This window comes from Clostridium nigeriense (assembly GCF_900086595.1).
Lineage (GTDB): Bacteria > Bacillota > Clostridia > Clostridiales > Clostridiaceae > Clostridium > Clostridium nigeriense.
Genome location: NZ_LT575472.1, coordinates 2253721 through 2274383, shown reverse-complemented (window position 1 = coordinate 2274383; position 20663 = coordinate 2253721). Strand labels below are relative to the sequence as shown.

Below are 20663 nucleotides of genomic sequence, written 5' to 3'. Positions count from 1 at the left end.
AGGGGGAACTATAATGGATATTAAACTAAAATCAATGTTTTATAAACCTATTGATAGAGATATTAAAGGGGTTATTAAGGTTGGGCAAGCAGATGATGAAAATATAAAGCAAGAATTAGAAGAATATGTTGTAACAGGTGAATTAAACAAACATATAGATAGATTTTTTGAAGCATATAAGGCTGGAATAATAGGTAATACTGATAAAAATGCCGTATGGATATCTGGATTCTTTGGAAGTGGTAAATCTCACTTTTTAAAGATTCTTTCTTATCTTTTAGAAAACAGAAGTATTGAAGGTAAAAATGCTATTAATTACTTTGATGATAAGGGGTTAGATAGTTTTATATTAGCAAATATGAAGCAAGCAGGAGATGTATCTAGTGATGTTATCCTATTTAATATAGATTCTAAATCAGATTCAGATAGTAAGAGCAATAAAGATGCAATAGTAAATGTATTTAATAAAGTATTTAATGAAATGCAAGGATTTTGTGGTTCAATGCCTTGGATTGCTGATTTAGAAAGACAAATGGTTAAAGATGGAGTTTATGATAACTTCAAATCTGTTTTTGAAGAGGTTTCAGGAAATTCATGGATAGAAGCTAGAGAAGATTTTTATTATGAAGAGGATGCTATTATTGAAACATTATCTAAAACAACAAAAATGAGTGAAGAAGCAGCAAAAAATTGGTATGAAAAATGTCAAGATAACTATTCACTTAGTATAGAAAAATTTGCAAATAGAGTGAAAGAATATTGTGATTCAAAAGGAAAAAATCATCATGTTATTTTCTTAGTAGATGAAATTGGACAATATATTGGAGACAGTAGAGATCTAATGCTTAACTTACAAACAGTAGTAGAAGATTTAGGTACTGCTTGTGGTGGTAAGTGTTTTGTTATAGTAACATCTCAAGAAGGTTTAGATGAATTTGCAGTTGTAAAAGGAAGCGATTTCTCTAAAATTCAAGGTAGATTTGATACAAGATTATCTCTATCATCTGCTAATGTTGATGAAGTTATAAAGAAGCGTATACTTAGAAAAACAGAAGGTGCTACAAGTCATTTAAAAGCATTATATGAACAAAAGGAATCTATAATAAAGAATCTTTTAACATTTACATCAGATACAGCTGAAATGAAATTATATAAAAATGCTGAAGATTTTGCAGATGTATATCCATTTATACCATATCAATTTAATTTACTTCAATCAGCATTTAATGGAGTAAGAGAACATGGAGCATCAGGTAAGAGTTTATCTAAGGGAGAAAGATCACTTTTAGGAGCCTATCAACAAGTTGCTATAGATTATATGGATAGTGAATCTAATATATTAGTTCCTTTTTCAGCGTTCTATAAAACAATAGAAACATTCCTAGATTCATCAATTAGATCAGTTATTATTAATGCAGAGAAAAATGATAGATTAGATGAGTTTGATATAGAAGTATTAAAATTATTATTCTTAGTAAAATACGTTAAAGAAATTACTGCAAATATAAATAACTTAGCAACTTTATTGGTAGATAATATAGATGCATCACAAAAAGAATTAAAAGACAAAGTCAATGAATCATTAAAGAAATTAATCAGAGAAACTTTAGTTCAAAAAAATGGTGATGAATATATATTTCTTACAAATGATGAGCAAGATGTAAATAAAGAAATTAAAAATATGACTGTAGATAATGGTGAGGTAATACAAAAAGTCGGGGAAATAATTTTTGATGATATATACGGAGAATCTAAATTTAACTATTCAAGAAAGTACATGTTTACTTTTAATAAAATAATTGATGATAGAACTAGAGGTCCTCAAAATAATGAAATTGGAGTTAAAGTAGTAACTGCAAACTTTGATTTAATAGGGGGAACATCTCAAGGTGAATTAAAACAATTATCAATTAGAGAAAATAATGTAATTGTTAATATAGCTAAGGATGTTAATTATTTAGAAGAAATAGAAAATGCATTAAAGATAGATGCCTACTTAAGATTAAAAGGTGGAGCAAAATCTACTACTGCAATTGAAGATATAAAAAGTAAAAAAGGTAGAGAAAGAGAAGATAGAATAAAAAGAGCAAAATTCTTAATCGAAGAAGCTTTAAGAAGTGCGGAAGTTTATGTAAATGGAAGTTTACTTGATATAAAAGAAAAATCAGGTGTAGATAGAATTAACGAAGGTTTAAGAGCTTTAGTAGATTCAAAATATAATAAATTAAATTATGTAAAAGAATTTAAAGATAATACTAAGGATTTATTTGATATTATGGAAACTAAATTAAATCAAATGTCTTTAGTAGATAATGATCCAAATAGACTTGCTGTAGATGAAATAAAAAATCATATAGAAATAAGTACATCAAGAAATCTACAAGTTACAGTTAAAAGTGTTTTAAATAAATTTTCTAATGCTCCATATGGATGGAAGGAAATTGATATACAGGCTATTATAGTTGTTTTATTTAAGAAACAAGATATAAAGGTAGTATTAAATAATGAAGTGTTAGCTCCTAATAATAAAGAAATAGTAAATTATATTACAAAGAAAGATTATGTAGATAGAGTAATATTAAAAAACAGAGAAAAAGTTGCTACTAAATATATAGATGCTTTAAAGGACTTAAATAAAGATTTATTTGGATTCTCATCAATGCCTAGTGATGAAGATGGAATGATGAGTATTTTTAAAGAGTATAGTAGAACTGAACTTTATAAAATTGAATTAATGTTAAATAACTTTACTATAATAAATAAATATCCAGGTGAAGATACACTTAAAGAAGGTAAAAAGTTATTTAGTAAAATCGTAGATATAAAAGATACCTTAGAATTCTTCAAAACTGTATATGATTTAGAAGAGGATTTCTTAGATTATGTAGATAAAATTGACAATATTAAAGGGTTCTTCTTTAAAAAAGAAAATGGTGTTATTGATACTAACTCAAAAGGAGAACAAAGACAAATATTTGATAATGCAATAGAGACCTTAAAAAACTATGATGAGAATAAAGAATATATAGTAAATGATGAGATAAAAGAAATAATTGAAGAAATAAAGAATATTTTAAGAATGTCAACGCCATATAGTAAAATACCTACAATCCCTCTACTTATAGAGAAGTATAATAATAAAATTTTATCTTTACTAGAAGAAGAAAGTATACCAGTTTTAGCATTTATTCAAACTTGTAAAAATCAAGTTATTGAAACCGTAGAACTTTATGATTTTAAAGATAAATATATAAATAGAATAATTGAAGAGTTTGGAAACTTAACGAATAGAACAGAATCAGCAAATAGTTTTGTAGTTCTTTCATCAATGTCAGATCTAGCAGAAAAGCTGAAAGTTAGATTAATAAACGAAATAGTTACAGAAGATGAAAATTTAAGAAGAATAAAAGAAAAAGAAATAGAAGATAAAAGGAAATCTGAAGAAACAGCAGTAAGTGAAGGTACTGACAAAGAATATAAGGCAGATACAGTTAAATTAGAACCAAAAGTTGTAATAAAAACTAAAACTTTAAGTATGAGAGAATTAGTTAAAGGACAAAGAGTTATAAAAAATGAAGAAGATATTGATGCTGTATTAGAGAGTTTGAGAGCGAAGCTTAAAGAAGAACTAAAAAAAGATACTATTATTAGTTTAGTTTAGTTAAAAATAGGTAGTAAGTATTTAGTAGGTAGTGAGTAGTTATGATATAAAATACTACTTACTAACCGCTAACAATTAAAAGAAGGAGATTAAAATGGATAAAAATAAAATAAAATCCTTTGCTATATGGGCAAGAAGAAATTTAATTGCACAGGTAAGTCAAAAGGCTAATAGAATAGGGATATTTGAAGATAAAATTGAAGAAGCAATAGTAGTACAAGGTGGGTTTAAATTAGAAAGTAAGGATGAAATATTTGCACTACCTAAAAGTGATAGAGATGCATTGGTAAATCAAGTAAAAGAAAAAGGCTTTGAGCAAGTAATGGAAGAAGTAGCTTATACTTGGTTTAATAGATTTATGGGGCTTAGATATATGGAAGTTAATGATTATCTTCCATCAGGAATTAGAATACTTTCATCAGAAATTGAAGAAAAAAAAGAACCTGATGTATTAACTAAGATATCTGAAGTTATAGATGAATTAGATTTAAATACTAAAGCTAATGAAATATATGATTTATTAGATACAGGAGATACTTTAGATAGAGAAAAAGCATATAGAATTATTTTAGTTAAACAATGTAATGAACTAGGTAAGATAATACCTCAAATGTTTGAAAAAATAAGCGATTATACAGAACTTTTATTACCTGATAATTTATTAGAAGATGGTTCTGTTATAAGAAAAATGGTTGAAGATATTGAAGAGGAAGATTGGAAAGAAGAAGTTGAAATAATAGGATGGATGTATCAATATTATAATACAGAAAATAATGAATTAGTTTATGATGGTACTATGCAAAGAAATAAAATACCTAAAGAATTATTACCAGCAGCAACTCAAATATTTACACCAGATTGGGTAGTAGAGTATATGATAGAAAATTCATTAGGAAATCTTATTTATAGTAACTCTGAAAAAGGAGAAAAAATAACTTCTAAATGGGATTATTTTATTAAGCAAGAAAAAGAGGAAAGTAAAAAGTTAATAAATATAGAAGAAATTAAAATAATTGATCCAGCAATGGGATCAGGTCATATTTTAGTTTGCGCTTTTGATTTGTTGATGGAAGTCTATGAAGCATATGGATATAGTGAACGACAAGCAACGAAATTAATATTAAGTAATAATTTATACGGACTTGATATTGATGATAGAGCAAGTCAGATAGCAAATTTTGCTGTTATAATGAGAGCAAGAAAATATAATAGAAGAATTTTAAGAGAAAAAATAGAAACTAAATTATATAGTATAAAGGAAAGCAATAAAATAGATGAATCTTTAATAGATTTTGTTTCAAATAAAAATGAACATATAAGATCTGATATAGAATACTTAATTAATATTTATCAGGATGCTAAAGAATATGGAAGTATTATAAATTTGAAAAATATAGATTTTGATAATTTAAACAACACAATAAAATCTATAATTAATAATCCGGATTTAGATTTAATTTCATTAGATAAAGTAAATCAAGTAAAAATGTTATTAGTCCCATTAGTTAATCAAGCAATAGCAATGACAAATAAATATGATATAGTTGTAACTAATCCACCATATTTAAATAGTTCTAGAATGAGTGAAAAATTATCTAGGTATGTAAATGATAATTATCCACAAAGTAAATCGGATTTTTCAATGATTTTTTATGAAAAAGCAATAAAAGACTTATGTAAGGCTAATGGATATATATCTTTTATAACAACTACATCATGGATGTATCTTAAAAGTTTTGAAAATATAAGGAAATATATTATTGAAAATCTAGAATTTGAATCTTTGGTTGATTTTGGAACAGAATTGTTTGAAGGTAAAGTAGGTCATAATCCAATAGTTGCATGGGTTAATAAAAATTGTAAACCTAGTAAAAAAATGAGTGCAATTAAATTATCAGATTTTTGTTTTAGCAGAAAAGATGAGAAAAAAGTAGAGTTTTTTAATGAGAAAAATAGATATATTACAGATCAAAAGGAATATAGAAAGATTCCAGGAATGCCTATTGCATATTGGATTAGTAAAAATATAACTGATATATTTGATAAATCAAAAATGTTAGAAGAAATTGCAAATCCTAAACAAGGATTAGCAACTGGTGAAAATGATAGATTTTTAAGAAGATGGAATGAGGTTGAGATCGATAAGATAGTATTTAATGCTAAAAACAGTATAGAATTTATTAATAGCAAATGTAAATGGGCTCCATACAATAAGGGTGGAGAATATAGGAAATGGTTTGGTAATAACGAATATATTGTTATGTGGGAAAATGATGGATATGAAATAAAGAACTTTAAGAATGATAAGGGTAAACTTAGGTCAAGACCTCAGAACGTTCAGTTTTATTTTAATAAATGTCTAACTTGGTCTAAAGTGACAAGCGGAGGTTTTTCGGTTAGATTTATTCCAGATGGATTTATATTTGATGTTGCTGGATGCTCTATATTTACAGAGACTAATTATATTAAAAATTTACTAGGTTTTTTAAATAGTAATACGAATATTTTAATGTTATCTTCAATGAGTAAAACATTAAATTTTGAAGTAGGTCAAATTTGTAATTTACCAATAAAAGATATATTTAATAATTATAGAATTGGTGACTTAGTTGATAGATGTATCAACTTATCTAAAAATGATTGGAATAATTTTGAAAATTCTTGGGAGTTTAGTATACACCCGTTATTAGAAGGTTTAGATAAAGGAAAAAGTTATAAATTAGATGATATATTTAGGAATTGGAGTATACAGTGTAATGCAAATTTTGAAGAGTTAAAAAATAATGAAGAAGAATTAAATAAAATTTTTATAAATATATATGGATTACAAACAGAATTATGTGAAAAGGTTAATGAGAAAGAGATTACTATCAGAAAGGCAGAAAGAGAAAGAGATATTAAGTCATTTATTTCTTATTTTGTTGGATGTATGTTTGGGAGATATTCTATTGATGTAGAAGGACTTATCTATGCTGGTGGATACTGGAGAGAGAAGTGGTTATTAAGTAGTGAACAGCATGAAGATGAAAAAGTAACTACTACAAAGGTTAGAAAAGTAGAGAAGGATCAAGTGGGTAATATAATATCTGATTCATGGATTAATAGTAGATTTTCACCTGATATTGATAATATTATTCCTATTACAGAAGATGAATATTTTGTAGATGATATAGTTTCAAGATTTATTGATTTTGTAAGAGTTGTTTATGGTAATGATACATTAGAAGAGAATTTAGATTTTATTGTTGATTCTATAGGAAGAAAGTCATCTGAAACTGCTAGACAGGCAATTAGAAGATACTTTATTAAAGATTTCTACAAAGATCATTTAAAAGTTTATCAAAAGAGACCTATTTATTGGATGTTCGATTCAGGTAAAAATGATGGATTTAAGTGTTTAATATATATGCATAGATACAATGATCAAACAGTTGCTAAAGTTAGAACTGATTATCTGCATACATTACAAAGAAAATACGAAGCAGAAATTAATAGACTTCAATTAATAGTAGATTCAGAAGAGTATACTGCAAAAGATAGAACTGCGGCTAAGAAAAAGATAGATAGAATTACAAAGCAAATAGAAGAATGTAAAGAATACGATCAGGTGGTAGCTCACTTAGCAAATGAAAAAATATTTATTGATTTAGATGATGGAGTAAAAGTAAACTATGCTAAATTCCAAGATATTAAAGTAATTAACTCAAAAGATAAAGAAGTAAAATTGAATTTACTAGCAAAGATATAACTTATTAAATAAAAAGGGAATTGAATAGAATGGATATAATGAATTTAAAAATAATAATGAGTGGTGGAAACGTAGAAATAAACAATAGAAAAATGAGTATTATTACAAAAATATTCAAAGAAAAGGTTGATATTTATGATTTAGATTTAGATAAGATAATAATAACAAAGAATAAATTTAATAAAATTTTAGGTGGTAATTTAAATATTGAGTGTATAAAAGATAAAAAAATTTCAAGATATCAATTTGTTTACCAGAAAAGAAACTATGAAGATGTTAAAAAAATGATAAATTTAATAGAACAATCAAATTTACCAAAGGGAATAATAGCAAGAGCTCAAGGGAAATATGGTATTTTGGATTTGTTAGAAAATAAAATAGTAATTAGACGCCCTAATAAATTTTTATCTATACATGGAAATGTTGGAGATAAGGAAATTTTATTATCATCTATAACAGCAGTTCAATTGTGGGAGCATAATGTTACGTCTGATGGCTATATACAATTTTCTATATTAGGAGCGGTTGAATCTGCGAAAAAAGGAATAATGGATATGTTTAAAGATTCGCATATGGATGCTTTTTATGATGAAAATACTATTGTTTTTAATGCTAAAGAAGCAGAAGAATTTAAAAAAATTAAAGAGTTAATATTAAATAAAATAGAAAATAGAGATAATAAAAATTTTGAAAGTTGTAATATTAAAGAGAAAAATAATATAAATGATATTGAATATTTACAAAAGTTAGCGGAGTTAAGAGATAATAATATAATAACTAAAGAGGAGTTTGAATTAAAAAAGAAAGAAATTTTAGGATTGTAGTAATATTTAATATAAATAACCATTAGTTATATATTTTTGGTTAATAAATTTATTAAAAAAAGATATGGTTTTTAATTATTATGTAATGGCTAGAACCTTGTGGTTTTAGTCATTGCTTTATAATAGTTTATTTTAGGGAGAGGTTTTATGAAGGCAAATGAAAAATATTTAATAAGGTTTTTAGAGTCTTCTGATACGAATTTTGTTATACCAGTTTATCAGAGGAATTATGATTGGAAAAAGGAACAATGTAAGCAACTTTATGATGATTTAGTTAGTATGATTAAGAATAACTATAAGACTCACTTCTTTGGAACTATAGTTTCTATATATAATGATAGTGCAAGAAGTAGAGAATACTTAATTATAGATGGACAACAAAGAATTACTACAATATCATTACTTTTACTTGCTATATATAATTTAATAGAAAGCGGAAGATTAAAATCAGATAGTATAATTAAAGAAAAGATACTAAATCAGTATTTAATAAATCAATATTCTAATGAAGAGTGTAAAATAAAGTTAAAACCAATAAAGGAAGATAGAAACGCATTTGAAAAACTATTTAGTAAAGATGAGTTAATAGAAGAATCTAATATAACTTTGAATTATAATTATTTTTATGAAAGAATAATTTTAGGAGAGATTACTATTGATGAACTTTACTCTGTTGTTGAAAGATTAATGATAGTAGAAATTGAACTGAAAAATGGTGAAGATGATCCACAACTTATCTTTGAAAGTCTTAATTCAACAGGATTAGACTTGACTGATGCAGATAAGGTAAGAAACTTTATTTTAATGAATAAGCCTTCTAAAAAACAAGAGGAACTTTACAATAATTATTGGAATAAGGTAGAGAAAAATACTAATTATTTAGTAACTCAATTTATAAGAGATTATTTAACTATGAAGGAAAATAAAATTCCTAATATTAACAAAATATATGTTAGCTTCAAAAAATATATTGAAGACAATGATATAGATATAGAAGTTTGTCTAAAAGATATGTTGAAATTTTCTACATATTATAAATCGCTTATAACAAGTAACACTGGCATGAAAGATGCAGATATAATAATTAAAAATATTAATAAATTAGAGGTTACAGTATCATATCCATTTTTATTAGAAGTTTTTGATGATTATAAAAATAATGAAATTAATGAAGAAGAGTTAGTAGAAGTACTAAAAATAATAGAATCATATATTTTTAGAAGAATAATATGTAAGGCACCTACAAATGCATTAAACAAAGTCTTTATGAATTTAAGTAAAGAAATTAAAAGAATTGAGAATTATAAAGAAAACTATTTAGAAATATTCAAATATATTTTAACTAATAAAAAGTCATCTCAAAGATTTCCTAGTGAAGATGAATTTAAATTGAAATTTTTAGAATGTGATGTGTATAGCTGGAAAAGTAAAAATAAGATTTATTTATTAGAGCAATTAGAAAATTATGATAATAATGAAAAAGTAGATATAGAAAATTTAATTAATGAGAAAAAGTTAAGTATTGAACATATAATGCCTCAAACTCTAACATTATCATGGAAAAATGCTTTGGGTGAAGGATATAATGAAGTTTATGCAAAATATATTGGAACTATAGGTAATTTAACTTTAACAGGTTATAATTCAAGTTTAAGCAATAAATCTTTTATTGAAAAAAGGGATATGGAAAAAGGGTTTAAAGATAGTAGATTAAAGTTAAATAAATATTTAAGCGAAATAGATGAATGGAATGAAGAGAAAATAATAGAAAGAGCAAATAAATTATATGAAATAGCATCTAATATATGGAGATATCCTACAAGTAATTACTCTATTGAAGATGAAAATAATAATATATTTAGCTTAGAAGATGAAGATGATTTTACAAATGCAAAGGTTGAAAAATTTATATTTAAAGAAGAAATTATAAAAGTTAAAAATTGGACTGATTTATATGAAAATATTTGCTCTATTTTATATGAGATAAATCCAATACCGTTTATAAGATTAACTAAAAAAGAATTTGATCAAGATTATTTAAATAAAAGATTTTCTACAGAAGAAGATTCAATTAGACGATCATATAAAATAGGAAACAATGTTTATATAGAAAAAAACTTAAGTACAGAAGCAAAGCTTCAAACCTTAAGAATTATTTTTGATGAATATGGAATAGATTATAGTGAATTATTATTTGGCATTAAATAAACAAATGATTATTATAAAGATTTTAAATTAAATATACAGATACTTAAGATAAAGATAAGAGGATTTATTAATAAGGAGAGGTTATATTGAATAAAAATAATATTTTAAGTATCTTATGGAAATATTATGGTGAAGGATCAGATTTTAGAGAGGGGCAAGATGAGTCAATATTATCTGCTTTAAATAATAAAAGAACACTAGTTGTTCAAAAGACAGGCTGGGGAAAAAGTCTTGTTTATTTTTTAACTACAAGGATATTAAGAGATAAAGGTGAAGGACCAACAATTTTAATAAGTCCATTATTATCTTTAATGAACAATCAACTTGAATCAGCAGCTAAGTTTAACTTAATAGCTGACTCAATAAATTCAAACAATAAAGATGAATGGGATAGAGTTGTTTTTAATTTGTTAAATGATAGTGTAGATATATTATTTATATCCCCAGAAAGACTCGGTAATAAAGATTTTATAGATAATGTTTTATCTAAAATAGAGAAAAATATTGGATTATTAGTTATTGATGAAGCGCATTGTATATCAGATTGGGGTCATGACTTTAGACCTGACTATAGAAGAATAGTAAATATAACAAAAAGATTACCTAAAAATATACCATTAATTGCAACAACAGCAACTGCAAATGATAGGGTTATAAAAGATATCAAAAAACAATTAGGTGATGATTTGGAGATTATTAGAGGACCATTAACAAGAGAAAGTATATCTATTGATATAATTAAATTAGGTAATCAAGCAGAAAGATTAGCATGGATATCAGAAAATTTGAAAAACATTAATGGAACAGGTATTATATATACTTTAACTGTAGATGATACGAAATTAATAACTTCTTATCTAAAAAACAAAGGATATGAAGTTGAAGATTATTATGGTGGATTAACAGCTGAAGAAAGATCGATAAAGGAATCAAAATTATTAAATAATGAAATAAAAGCACTAGTAGCAACAGTTGCTTTAGGAATGGGATATGATAAAGCGGATATATCTTTTGTAATTCATTATCAAAAACCTGGTAATGTAGTAGCGTATTATCAACAAATTGGTAGAGCGGGAAGAGCACTAAAAGATTCAAATGCAATACTTTTATGTGGTGAAGAAGATGATGAAATTTCAAATTATTTTATTAATTCTGCTTTTCCTACAGAAGATGAAATGGTTCAGGTAGTTAATACAGTTAATAATTATGAAGGATTAAGTCAAAAAAGTATTTTATCACATGTAAATATGAAAAGTGGAAGATTAGAAAAATGTTTAAAATATTTAGAAGTTGAAGGAGCAATATATAAAGAAAAATCAAAGTATTATCCTACATTAAATAATTGGAAGCCTAATATGGAGTATTCGAAACAAATATCAGATATAAGAAGATATGAATTAAAAAGAATGAACGATTATATTAATAGTGAAACTTGTTTAATGGAGTTTATAGCGAAAGAGTTAGATGATAATACAGCTCATAGATGTGGAAAATGCAAAAATTGTACTGATAGTAGATTTAAAAGTAATGTTGAATTTAAAAATGTCTTAGATGCAATTGAATTCTTAAAAAGAAATCATTTAACAATAGAACCAAGAAAACAATGGCCAACTGGCTTAGATTTAAATGGTAATGGAAAAGTAAATATTCTTTCCGAATACAGAATGGAAGAGGGGCTTGTACTTTGTTCATATGGAGATGCTGGATGGGGTACTATTGTTAGAAAAGGAAAGTACTTAGAAAATAAATTTAATAAAGATTTAATTAATGCAAGTGTTAATTTACTTAAAGAAAAAGTAAAGGAGTGGGATATTGATAATATATTATATGTTCCATCACTTAAAAGAGTAAATTTAGTAAAAGATTTTTCTTATAGTATAGCAGAGATATTAAAGATTCCTTGCCATGATGCAATTATAAAAATAAAAGATACAGTTGAACAAAAGACTTTAGAAAATAGTTTTTATCAATGTCAAAATGTAATAGATGGTTTTGATATTAATGATAATATTAAATATTTAGGAAATGTTTTAATCATAGATGATATGGTAGATTCAAAATGGACATTTACTTATTGCACGTATTTATTGAGAAAGAAGGGGATAGCAGATAAAGTTTATCCATATGCATTAGCAAAAACATCAGGAAATGAGGGGAGAGAATAAAAATGGTTTTAAATGACAATCAATTAGTTACATTATTATTAACTACTTCATTAGGAATAAGTGATAAAAGTGTAAAACCATTAAGTTTAGGTAAATGGAATAAATTAGTAAAAAAAATTGTTTCTTCTAATTTAAAAGAACCTGGAGCTTTATTAAATTTAGAAGCTAATGAAATAAAAGAAAAATTGTCACTATCACAAGAAGAGACAGATCAAATATATAATTTATTAAAAAAAGGAGCATATTTAGCTATTCAATTAGAAGAACTTAATAGAAGAGGAATATATACTTTATGTAGAAGTGATAAGGAATATCCAAATTTAATTAAAAAAAAATTGAAGGAATATGCTCCTGCGGTAATATTTTATTCGGGGAATTTAGATATTCTTAATAGAATAGGAATCGGAATGGTTGGATCTAGAAAAATAGATATAGATATATTAGACAATACAAAGTTTATTTGTGAAAAGGCTGTAAATGAGGGGTTAACAATTATTTCTGGTGGAGCAAAGGGAGTAGATAGTTCTTCTGAAACAGCTGCTTTTGAGTGTGGAGGAGAATATATATCATTTATATGTGATTCTTTAGTTTCAAGAATTAAGAAAAAAGATGTTAGAGATAGAATCTCAACGGGAAGAGCATTATATATGACTATGGATGGGCCCAATTATCCATTTTCTCCAGCTAGAGCAATGAATAGAAATAAATATATATATAGTTTATCTAAAGCTACTATTATTATGAATAGTGATTATAATCATGGTGGAACTTGGGCTGGTGCAATTGAAAATTTAAAGAAGGATTTAAGTATACCTTTTGTAATTAATAATAATTCAAAGGGTAATATTGAATTAATTAAACTAGGTTGTAATAGCATTGAATTAAAATCAGATTTTTCAATAAAAAAATTATGTGAAAATATTAAGACTAAGAATAATAGTGCTAGTGTTGAAAAAAATGAAGAAATTGTACAAATGAATTTATTTTCGGGGTTGTAAATTTAAAATTATAATTCTTTAAAGAGGTATTAGAAATAATATCTCTTTTTTATAACAAAAAGTGTCTATTTTTTGGTGTAAGTGATATAATAATAATATAATAAACAAAAATGAAAGGTATTTTACAATAAGGTGAATAAAATGAAAAAACCATATATACCATTTAGACTACCGCTTGAAGATATTATTAATATAAATGAGTTTATAAATGAATTATTAGAAGCAAATAAACTAATTGCAATTTATGAAGTTTTATTAAGTAAATCAAAGTTAGATCCCAATTTACTATTAGCACCAATAACGTTAAAAGAAGCTATTCAATCAACTAGAATAGAGGGAACTCAAATAACTTTAGATGATATGCTTGAATATGGAGTTGATGAAACTAACAGTACAGTAGATATTAGAGAGGTATTGAATTATTCAAGAGCTCTTAGTGAAGGAGAGAATTTAATAAAAAGATTACCCATATCTTCAAGAGTAATTAAGGAGTTGCATAGGATTTTATTGGAAGGTGATGTAAGAGGAAATAGTAGAAACCCTGGGGAATTTCGTGCAATTCAAAATTTCATAGGGCCACCAGGATGTACTATTCAAACGGCATCATTTATCCCTCCTGAACCACAGCTTGTACCAGAATATATGAGTAATCTAGAAAAATATATAAATGAACCTACTGACAATTTAAATGATATAGTTAGAATTGCTATAATACATGCTCAATTTGAAACTATACACCCATTTTTAGATGGGAACGGTAGAATAGGAAGAATACTTGTTCCTTTATATCTTTATGATAAAGGTGTTATAAGCTCACCAAACTTTTTTGTCAGTGAAAGCTTAGAAAAAGATAAATTTAAATATTATAAGTTATTAAATGATATTAGAGTTGAATATTCAGATGATACAAAAGAATTAGCTATTCAAAGATGGAACGAATGGATTAAATTCTTTATTAACGCAACAATAATACAATCAAAAAAGAATATTAAATTAATTGAAGATATAGATAATTTATATAATAATACAGTTAATAAAAGTAGAGAGCTTATTAATTCAAACAAATTAATAGATATAATTAAAATAATGTTTAAAAAACCTATATTTATAAAAAAGAGTATACTAGAATGCGTTGATATTCCTAGCAGTACATTAGGTGTATATTTGAATAGATTAGAGGAAGCACATATAATTTATTCGGATGGTAGAGTAAGGAATAAGAAATATTATTTTTATGATTTAATAAATATATTAAGACAACAATAGATAATGAGGTGTACAAGTGAATTTACAGGAAATAAGAAACTTTTTAAAAGAGTTATTTTCAAAGCCATTAGGTGATGGAAAAACTCGTCATATTGTATTTTGGTATGATGAAAATGAAGATTTTATTGAAGATATAGATACTTTTGATTTAGAAGGTATTAAAGTAATTAAATCAACAGAAAATAATGCCTTTTGGACAAAATATTATATAGAAAAAGAAGATATTAAAAGTAATATATTGGTTTATTCTAATATGAAAAAGCCTATTCCACAGGAAGATTGGCTATATGATATTTTTTGTTACAGTGAGGAATTCTCTACAGATAGAGCAACTGTAATAATGAGAGAATTAAAGATTCAAGATTCTTCATTAAAAGAAGAATTTACTCTTTATAATACTTTCTTTAAAAATAAGGATAGAATTAATAACTTTAAAAATCTTAATATTCAAGGATATACAAAGGAAAAGGTTCATTTAGGTGTTCTTGCTGTTTTAACTAAGGTTAAGATAATGGATATGGAAGAAATAATAAAGGCCATAATTCGTGATTATTTAGATGGAAGTAATAAAGTATATGAAGATATAAAAAAATTTGGTAATGTGGATGCATTATGGAGTTTAGTAGAGAAATATTATGGATATTCTTTTGAAGAGAGAAGTTTAGAAAGATTTATGGCTATGCTTCTTGTAACTAATATGAATGAAACTATCAAGTTTGAATTACCGAAATCTTATTCACCTTTTATATCTAAAAAGGATACAAATTGTATTGTATTTATAAATCACTTCATGAATAATGAAAAAGATAATGAAATTTATGATAAGATGCAAGAATTAGTTGCTGAGAAGTTAAAGTTAGAACAGTTATTAGAAAAACGTGATTCAGAAACTTTTATACATTGTGATGAATTTGAAATTATGGATAGATTAATTTTATCAAGAGTAATTAATTTATTAAAAGATGGAGTAGAGGAATATGATAAATACTTAAATCTTTTATCATCACGTAGAACATTACATTATTATAAGAAATATATAAGTGAATACAAAGCTGTAAAATGGGCTATTAATCTTTTAAGTAAAAAGAAGGAATTATTAAATACTATTAAAACAGAAAACTCTTACAATATGGTTAAGTCTTATACAAAAAATTATTTCTATATAGATAAAGCTTATAGAAAGTTCTATTATCACTATGATAATTGTGAGTTAAAAGAAGAACTTAACGAGTTAAAAGATGTTATTGAAAATGTGTATAATAATTGGTATTTACAAGAATTATCTATTAAGTGGAATGATGCCATATTAAGTCAAAATTCCTGGAGAATAGATGGATTAAAATATCAGGATAGATTTTATATGGAGAATATTAAATTTAAGAGTAAGGAAAGAGTATTTGTAATAATATCTGATGGTTTAAGATATGAAAGTGCTGAAGAATTAAAGACATTACTTACAAATGAAAGAAAAGGTAAAGTAGAATTAGATTATATGCAAGGGGTATTACCTTCTTATACAAAGTTAGGTATGGCTGCTTTATTACCTAATGATAAAATAGAAATTAATGATAAATATGATGTATTAGTTAATGGAGTTAATAGTAGTGGTACTGATAATAGAAATTCTATATTAAAGATGCAAAATGAAAAATCTTTAGCAATCACTTATGATGATGTTATGGATATGAAAGATGCTGAGATAAGAAAAGCTTTTGTTGGATTAGATGTAGTTTATATTTATCATAATACAATAGATGCTAGAGGAGATCATTCTAGCACTGAAAGAGAAGTGTTTAAAGCAACAGAAGAGGCATTTAAAGAAATAATACTTTTAGTAAATAAACTTGTTAATAGAGTTAGTGCTGCAAGTATTATAATTACAGCAGATCATGGATATCTTTATAAGAGAAGCTATATGGAAGAAAGTGGTAAGTTATCTGGTATAAAACTTGAAGATGGTGAAGATAATAGAAGATTCCTATTAACTTCAGATCAAAAAGAAGTAGAAGGAACTATTACATTTAGTATGGATTACTTATTAGGCAATGAAGCTAATAAATATGTAATTACACCAAAAGGAGCATCAAGATTTAAAGTACAAGGAGCAGGCGCTAATTATGTTCATGGTGGAGCAATGCCACAAGAAATTATAGTTCCATTAATAAGATTTAAAAATGATAGAAGTACATCATCAAATAATGAAATTAGAAAAGTTAAGATATCATTAACAAGTATTAATAGAAAAATAACTAATATAATAACTTATTTAGAGTTCTTCCAAGATGAAAAAATTCAAGATAAAGTTATTGTACAAAAAATTAAATGCTATTTTGAAGATGAAGAAGGAAAGAGAATATCTAACGAGAATATTATTATTGGAGATTCTAGATCTGAAAATCCACTTGAAAGAACGTATAGAGAGAAATTTGTTCTAAAGAGCATGCAATATGATAAAACAAAACAATATTTCTTAGTAATGCAAGATGAAGAAGATACAAATGGATTCTATGAAAGAATACCATTTAATATAGATATAGCAATAGTAAATGACTTTGGGTTTTAAATTTAAGTAGGAGTATATTTATACCCCTACTTACAAACATTTAATAGTTCTTTAAGTATTAATTCAGATTTTTCAGAAGATATTGAAAAAATATCAAATATCTTAAGCGAAGTAATCTCGCTTAAAAACTTATAAGAATATTCAAAATTGTAATCTAGAAAATTCAAATCTATGGGAATTATGGTACGAGATATTGTATTATCTTTATTTTCTTGTGCAATTATAATAATATCTTTTTTTTCAGTTATATTCCAAAGATAAGGTATTTTATATTTCAATTTATTTAAATCAAGTTTTCCAGAATTAGTATATAAATAAACTTGATTATCAAATTTTCCAAGTTCATTTAACCATATATAAGGGATATGATTACAATTTAAATTTCTTAGTTTTAAAATTTTAGGATTTGATACTTTCTTTAATATTTTTAAGAATAAAGTGGTATCTAGTGAATAAATAAAGTCAGATTGCAATTTTAAAAAAATTTGATATAAATTTTTTATAATACATTCTTTAAAGATTTCAATTTCTTCGGATGTTTTTGTATGACCAGCAGAATTAAAAAATTCAGTATAAGATTTAAATGAACAAGATTGATTACGTTTATGAGAAAAGTGTGTTTTCTCATTAGAATTTTTAGCTCTAACAAATAACTCTTTGCCACAAAAAGGGCAAAAAGTAGGACTGTAGACTCCTTTATTTTCAGATTCTAAGCGATAATCGTTAATATGAATAATACGATTATTATCAGTTATACTGTAAAACATATAATTACCTTAAAATTAATATCAAAATATAATATTCTAAATAGTATTTAAATAGAACTAGAGATGGAGGGATAGTGTGGAAGAATTAAGCATAAAACTTAATCAACATTTTGCTGGTAAAGTTGTTAGAAAAGATTTAACGCAAAAATTAAAACAAGGTGCAAATGTACCTATATATGTACTTGAATATTTACTTGGAATGTATTGTGCTACTGATGATGAAGATAGTATTAATGAAGGGGTAGAAAGAGTAAAAAATATTCTAGCTGATAATTTTGTTAGACCAGATGAAGCAGAGAAGATTAAATCTAAAATTAGAGAAATGACAAGATATACTGTTATAGATAAAATAAAAGTTAAACTTAATGAAAAAAAGGATATATATGTAGCTGAATTTTCTAACTTAGGTTTAAAGGAAGTTGAAATATCAGCTAATTATGTTAAAGAGTTTGAAAAGTTATTAGGTGGAGGAATATGGTGTATTACTAAAATACAGTATTATTATGAGGAAGGTGCAAAAAATCAAAATCCTTTTATAATAGATTCAGTAACGCCAATACAAATGCCTAATATGGACATGGATGAACTTATTGAAGGTAGAAAACAATTTACAAAAGAGGAATGGATTGATATTCTTATTAGAAGTATAGGTATGGAACCAACTCAACTTGATTATAAAGTTAAGTGGCATATGCTTTTAAGGATGGTACCATTATGTGAAAATAATTATAATATGTGTGAACTTGGCCCAAGAGGAACAGGGAAATCTCATTTATATAAAGAAATTTCACCTAATTCAATATTAGTATCAGGTGGTCAAACTACAGTAGCAAATCTTTTCTATAATATGTCCCAAAGAAAAATAGGATTAGTTGGCATGTGGGACACAGTAGCTTTTGATGAAGTGGCTGGTATAACTTTTAAAGATAAAGATGGAATTCAGATAATGAAGGATTATATGGCTTCTGGATCTTTTGCAAGAGGTAAAGAAGAAAAAGCTGCATCTGCATCAATGGTTTTCGTAGGAAATATAAATCAAAGTGTAGATGTACTTTTAAAAACATCACATCTTTTTGAACCATTTCCAGAAGCAATGGCTTACGATAGTGCATTTTTTGATAGAATGCATTTTTATCTTCCAGGTTGGGAAATTCCTAAAATGAGACCAGAACTAATAACAAATAATTTTGGGTTTATTACAGATTATTTGGCAGAATTCTTAAGACATATGAGAAAAACAACCTTTGGCGATGCTTTTGACAAGTATTTCAAGTTAGGAAACAATTTAAATCAAAGAGATGTAATTGCTGTTAGAAAAACAGTATCGGGTTTAGTTAAATTATTATATCCTAATGGAGAATTTGAAAAAGAAGATATTGAAGAAATTTTAAGATATGCTTTAATAGGACGAAGAAGAGTAAAAGAGCAGCTTAAGAAAATAGGTGGAATGGAATTTTATGATGTACATTTCTCTTATATAGATAATGAAACTATGCAGGAAGAATTTATTTCAGTACCAGAACAAGGATCAGGTTCACTAATACCAGAAGGACTATTAAAATCAGGTCAAGTTTATACAATTGGAGTTGGAAATTCTGGTATGATAGGTGTTTATAAAATAGAAACAGAGGTTATATCAGGATCAGGAAAGTTTGAAAAAACTGGTTTGGGTTCAGATAGAGAAGCAAAAGAAAGTATAGAAACAGCATTTAGATATTTTAAAGCAAATAGTAGAAATATTAGTGCATCTATATCTACGACAAGTAAAGATTATTTAATGCATATCCAAGATGTTAATGGTGTTGGTATGACATCAGAATTATCTTTAGCAGCAATAATTGCAATGTGTTCAGGGGCTTTAATGAAACCAGTACAAAGCCAATTAGCTGTATTAGGTTCAGTGAGCATAGGTGGAACAATAAATAAAGTAGAAGATTTAGCTAATACTTTACAAGTATGTTTTGATGCTGGAGCAAAGAAAATACTATTACCAATGATAAATGCAGCAGATATATCAGTAGTTCCACCAGAATTATTTGCTAAATTCCAAATAATGTTTTATAGTGGAGCAGAAGATGCAGTTTTTAAAGCTTTAGGTGTTCAATAATATAATTTTTATAATAAAAGGAGAGGCTTATGGCAAAATCAAAATTTGTTGAAGTTAAAACAATACAAGGAGAAGTATATCAGTATAATAGTGTTTCTGAAGCAATAGATAAATCTCCATTTGCATTATGGTATATACTACGAAAAAGAGAATGTAAAAAATATGAGAATCAAATAAATAAAGTTAAAAGAGTAAAAGTAAATGATATAGTAGTATATGAACGTTAAAAAAAGAATTTTTATTTTATAAAAACAATTAAAAATAAAATTGACATAATATGCAAATAATGGTATAATTCATTTAGAAACTAGGTAAATATATAGCATATCGAGAGTTTAACTAGTTACTATAACAAG

At 25.7% G+C, this 20663-nt stretch carries 11 protein-coding genes; 10 read left to right on the top strand and 1 reads right to left on the bottom strand.

All coding sequences use genetic code 11. From position 1 onward, the window contains the following. The first annotated feature begins 13 nt into the window (after positions 1–13). From brxC to pglZ, 8 genes are all read left to right on the top strand, one after another. Positions 14–3661, top strand: a complete 3648-nt coding sequence (gene brxC, locus BN6774_RS10780; RefSeq protein WP_066893479.1) for a BREX system P-loop protein BrxC — start codon at positions 14–16, stop codon at positions 3659–3661. A 94-nt stretch (positions 3662–3755) separates the two neighbouring features. Then, positions 3756–7409, top strand: a complete 3654-nt coding sequence (gene pglX / locus BN6774_RS10775; RefSeq protein ID WP_066893476.1) for a BREX-1 system adenine-specific DNA-methyltransferase PglX — start codon at positions 3756–3758, stop codon at positions 7407–7409. Between the two features lie 38 nt (positions 7410–7447). Continuing rightward, complete coding sequence (locus tag BN6774_RS10770; protein ID WP_159426831.1) at positions 7448–8233, top strand: SHOCT domain-containing protein; 786 nt, start codon at positions 7448–7450, stop codon at positions 8231–8233. Between the two features lie 147 nt (positions 8234–8380). Continuing rightward, a complete protein-coding gene (locus BN6774_RS10765) occupies positions 8381–10441 on the top strand; it encodes a DUF262 domain-containing protein (RefSeq protein ID WP_066893472.1) in 2061 nt (686 codons plus the stop codon). Positions 10442–10527: 86 nt separating this feature from the next. Continuing rightward, the gene (locus tag BN6774_RS10760; RefSeq protein ID WP_207644574.1) at positions 10528–12606 is read left to right on the top strand and encodes a RecQ family ATP-dependent DNA helicase; all 2079 of its coding nucleotides are present in this window, start codon (positions 10528–10530) and stop codon (positions 12604–12606) included. Positions 12607–12608: 2 nt separating this feature from the next. Beyond that, the gene (locus BN6774_RS10755) at positions 12609–13604 is read left to right on the top strand and encodes a DNA-processing protein DprA (RefSeq protein WP_066893470.1); all 996 of its coding nucleotides are present in this window, start codon (positions 12609–12611) and stop codon (positions 13602–13604) included. Positions 13605–13745: 141 nt separating this feature from the next. Then, the gene (locus BN6774_RS10750; RefSeq protein ID WP_066893465.1) at positions 13746–14870 is read left to right on the top strand and encodes a Fic family protein; all 1125 of its coding nucleotides are present in this window, start codon (positions 13746–13748) and stop codon (positions 14868–14870) included. 16 nt (positions 14871–14886) lie between these two features. Next, positions 14887–17433, top strand: a complete 2547-nt coding sequence (gene pglZ, locus BN6774_RS10745) for a BREX-1 system phosphatase PglZ type A (protein ID WP_066893463.1) — start codon at positions 14887–14889, stop codon at positions 17431–17433. 26 nt (positions 17434–17459) lie between these two features. On the opposite strand, the gene BN6774_RS10740 is transcribed toward pglZ, so the two are convergent. Continuing rightward, positions 17460–18200 (bottom strand): competence protein CoiA family protein, encoded by a 741-nt coding sequence (locus BN6774_RS10740; RefSeq protein WP_066893458.1) that lies wholly within the window; start codon positions 18198–18200, stop codon positions 17460–17462. Positions 18201–18276: 76 nt separating this feature from the next. Here BN6774_RS10740 and brxL point away from each other — a divergent pair, with 76 nt between their 5' ends. Together brxL and BN6774_RS10730 are read left to right on the top strand one after the other, a co-directional pair. Next, the gene (brxL, locus tag BN6774_RS10735; RefSeq protein WP_066893456.1) at positions 18277–20307 is read left to right on the top strand and encodes a protease Lon-related BREX system protein BrxL; all 2031 of its coding nucleotides are present in this window, start codon (positions 18277–18279) and stop codon (positions 20305–20307) included. 29 nt (positions 20308–20336) lie between these two features. Next, positions 20337–20534: a hypothetical protein gene (locus BN6774_RS10730; protein ID WP_066893454.1), complete on the top strand. Its 198-nt coding sequence runs from the start codon at positions 20337–20339 to the stop codon at positions 20532–20534. The last annotated feature ends 129 nt before the right edge of the window (positions 20535–20663 follow it).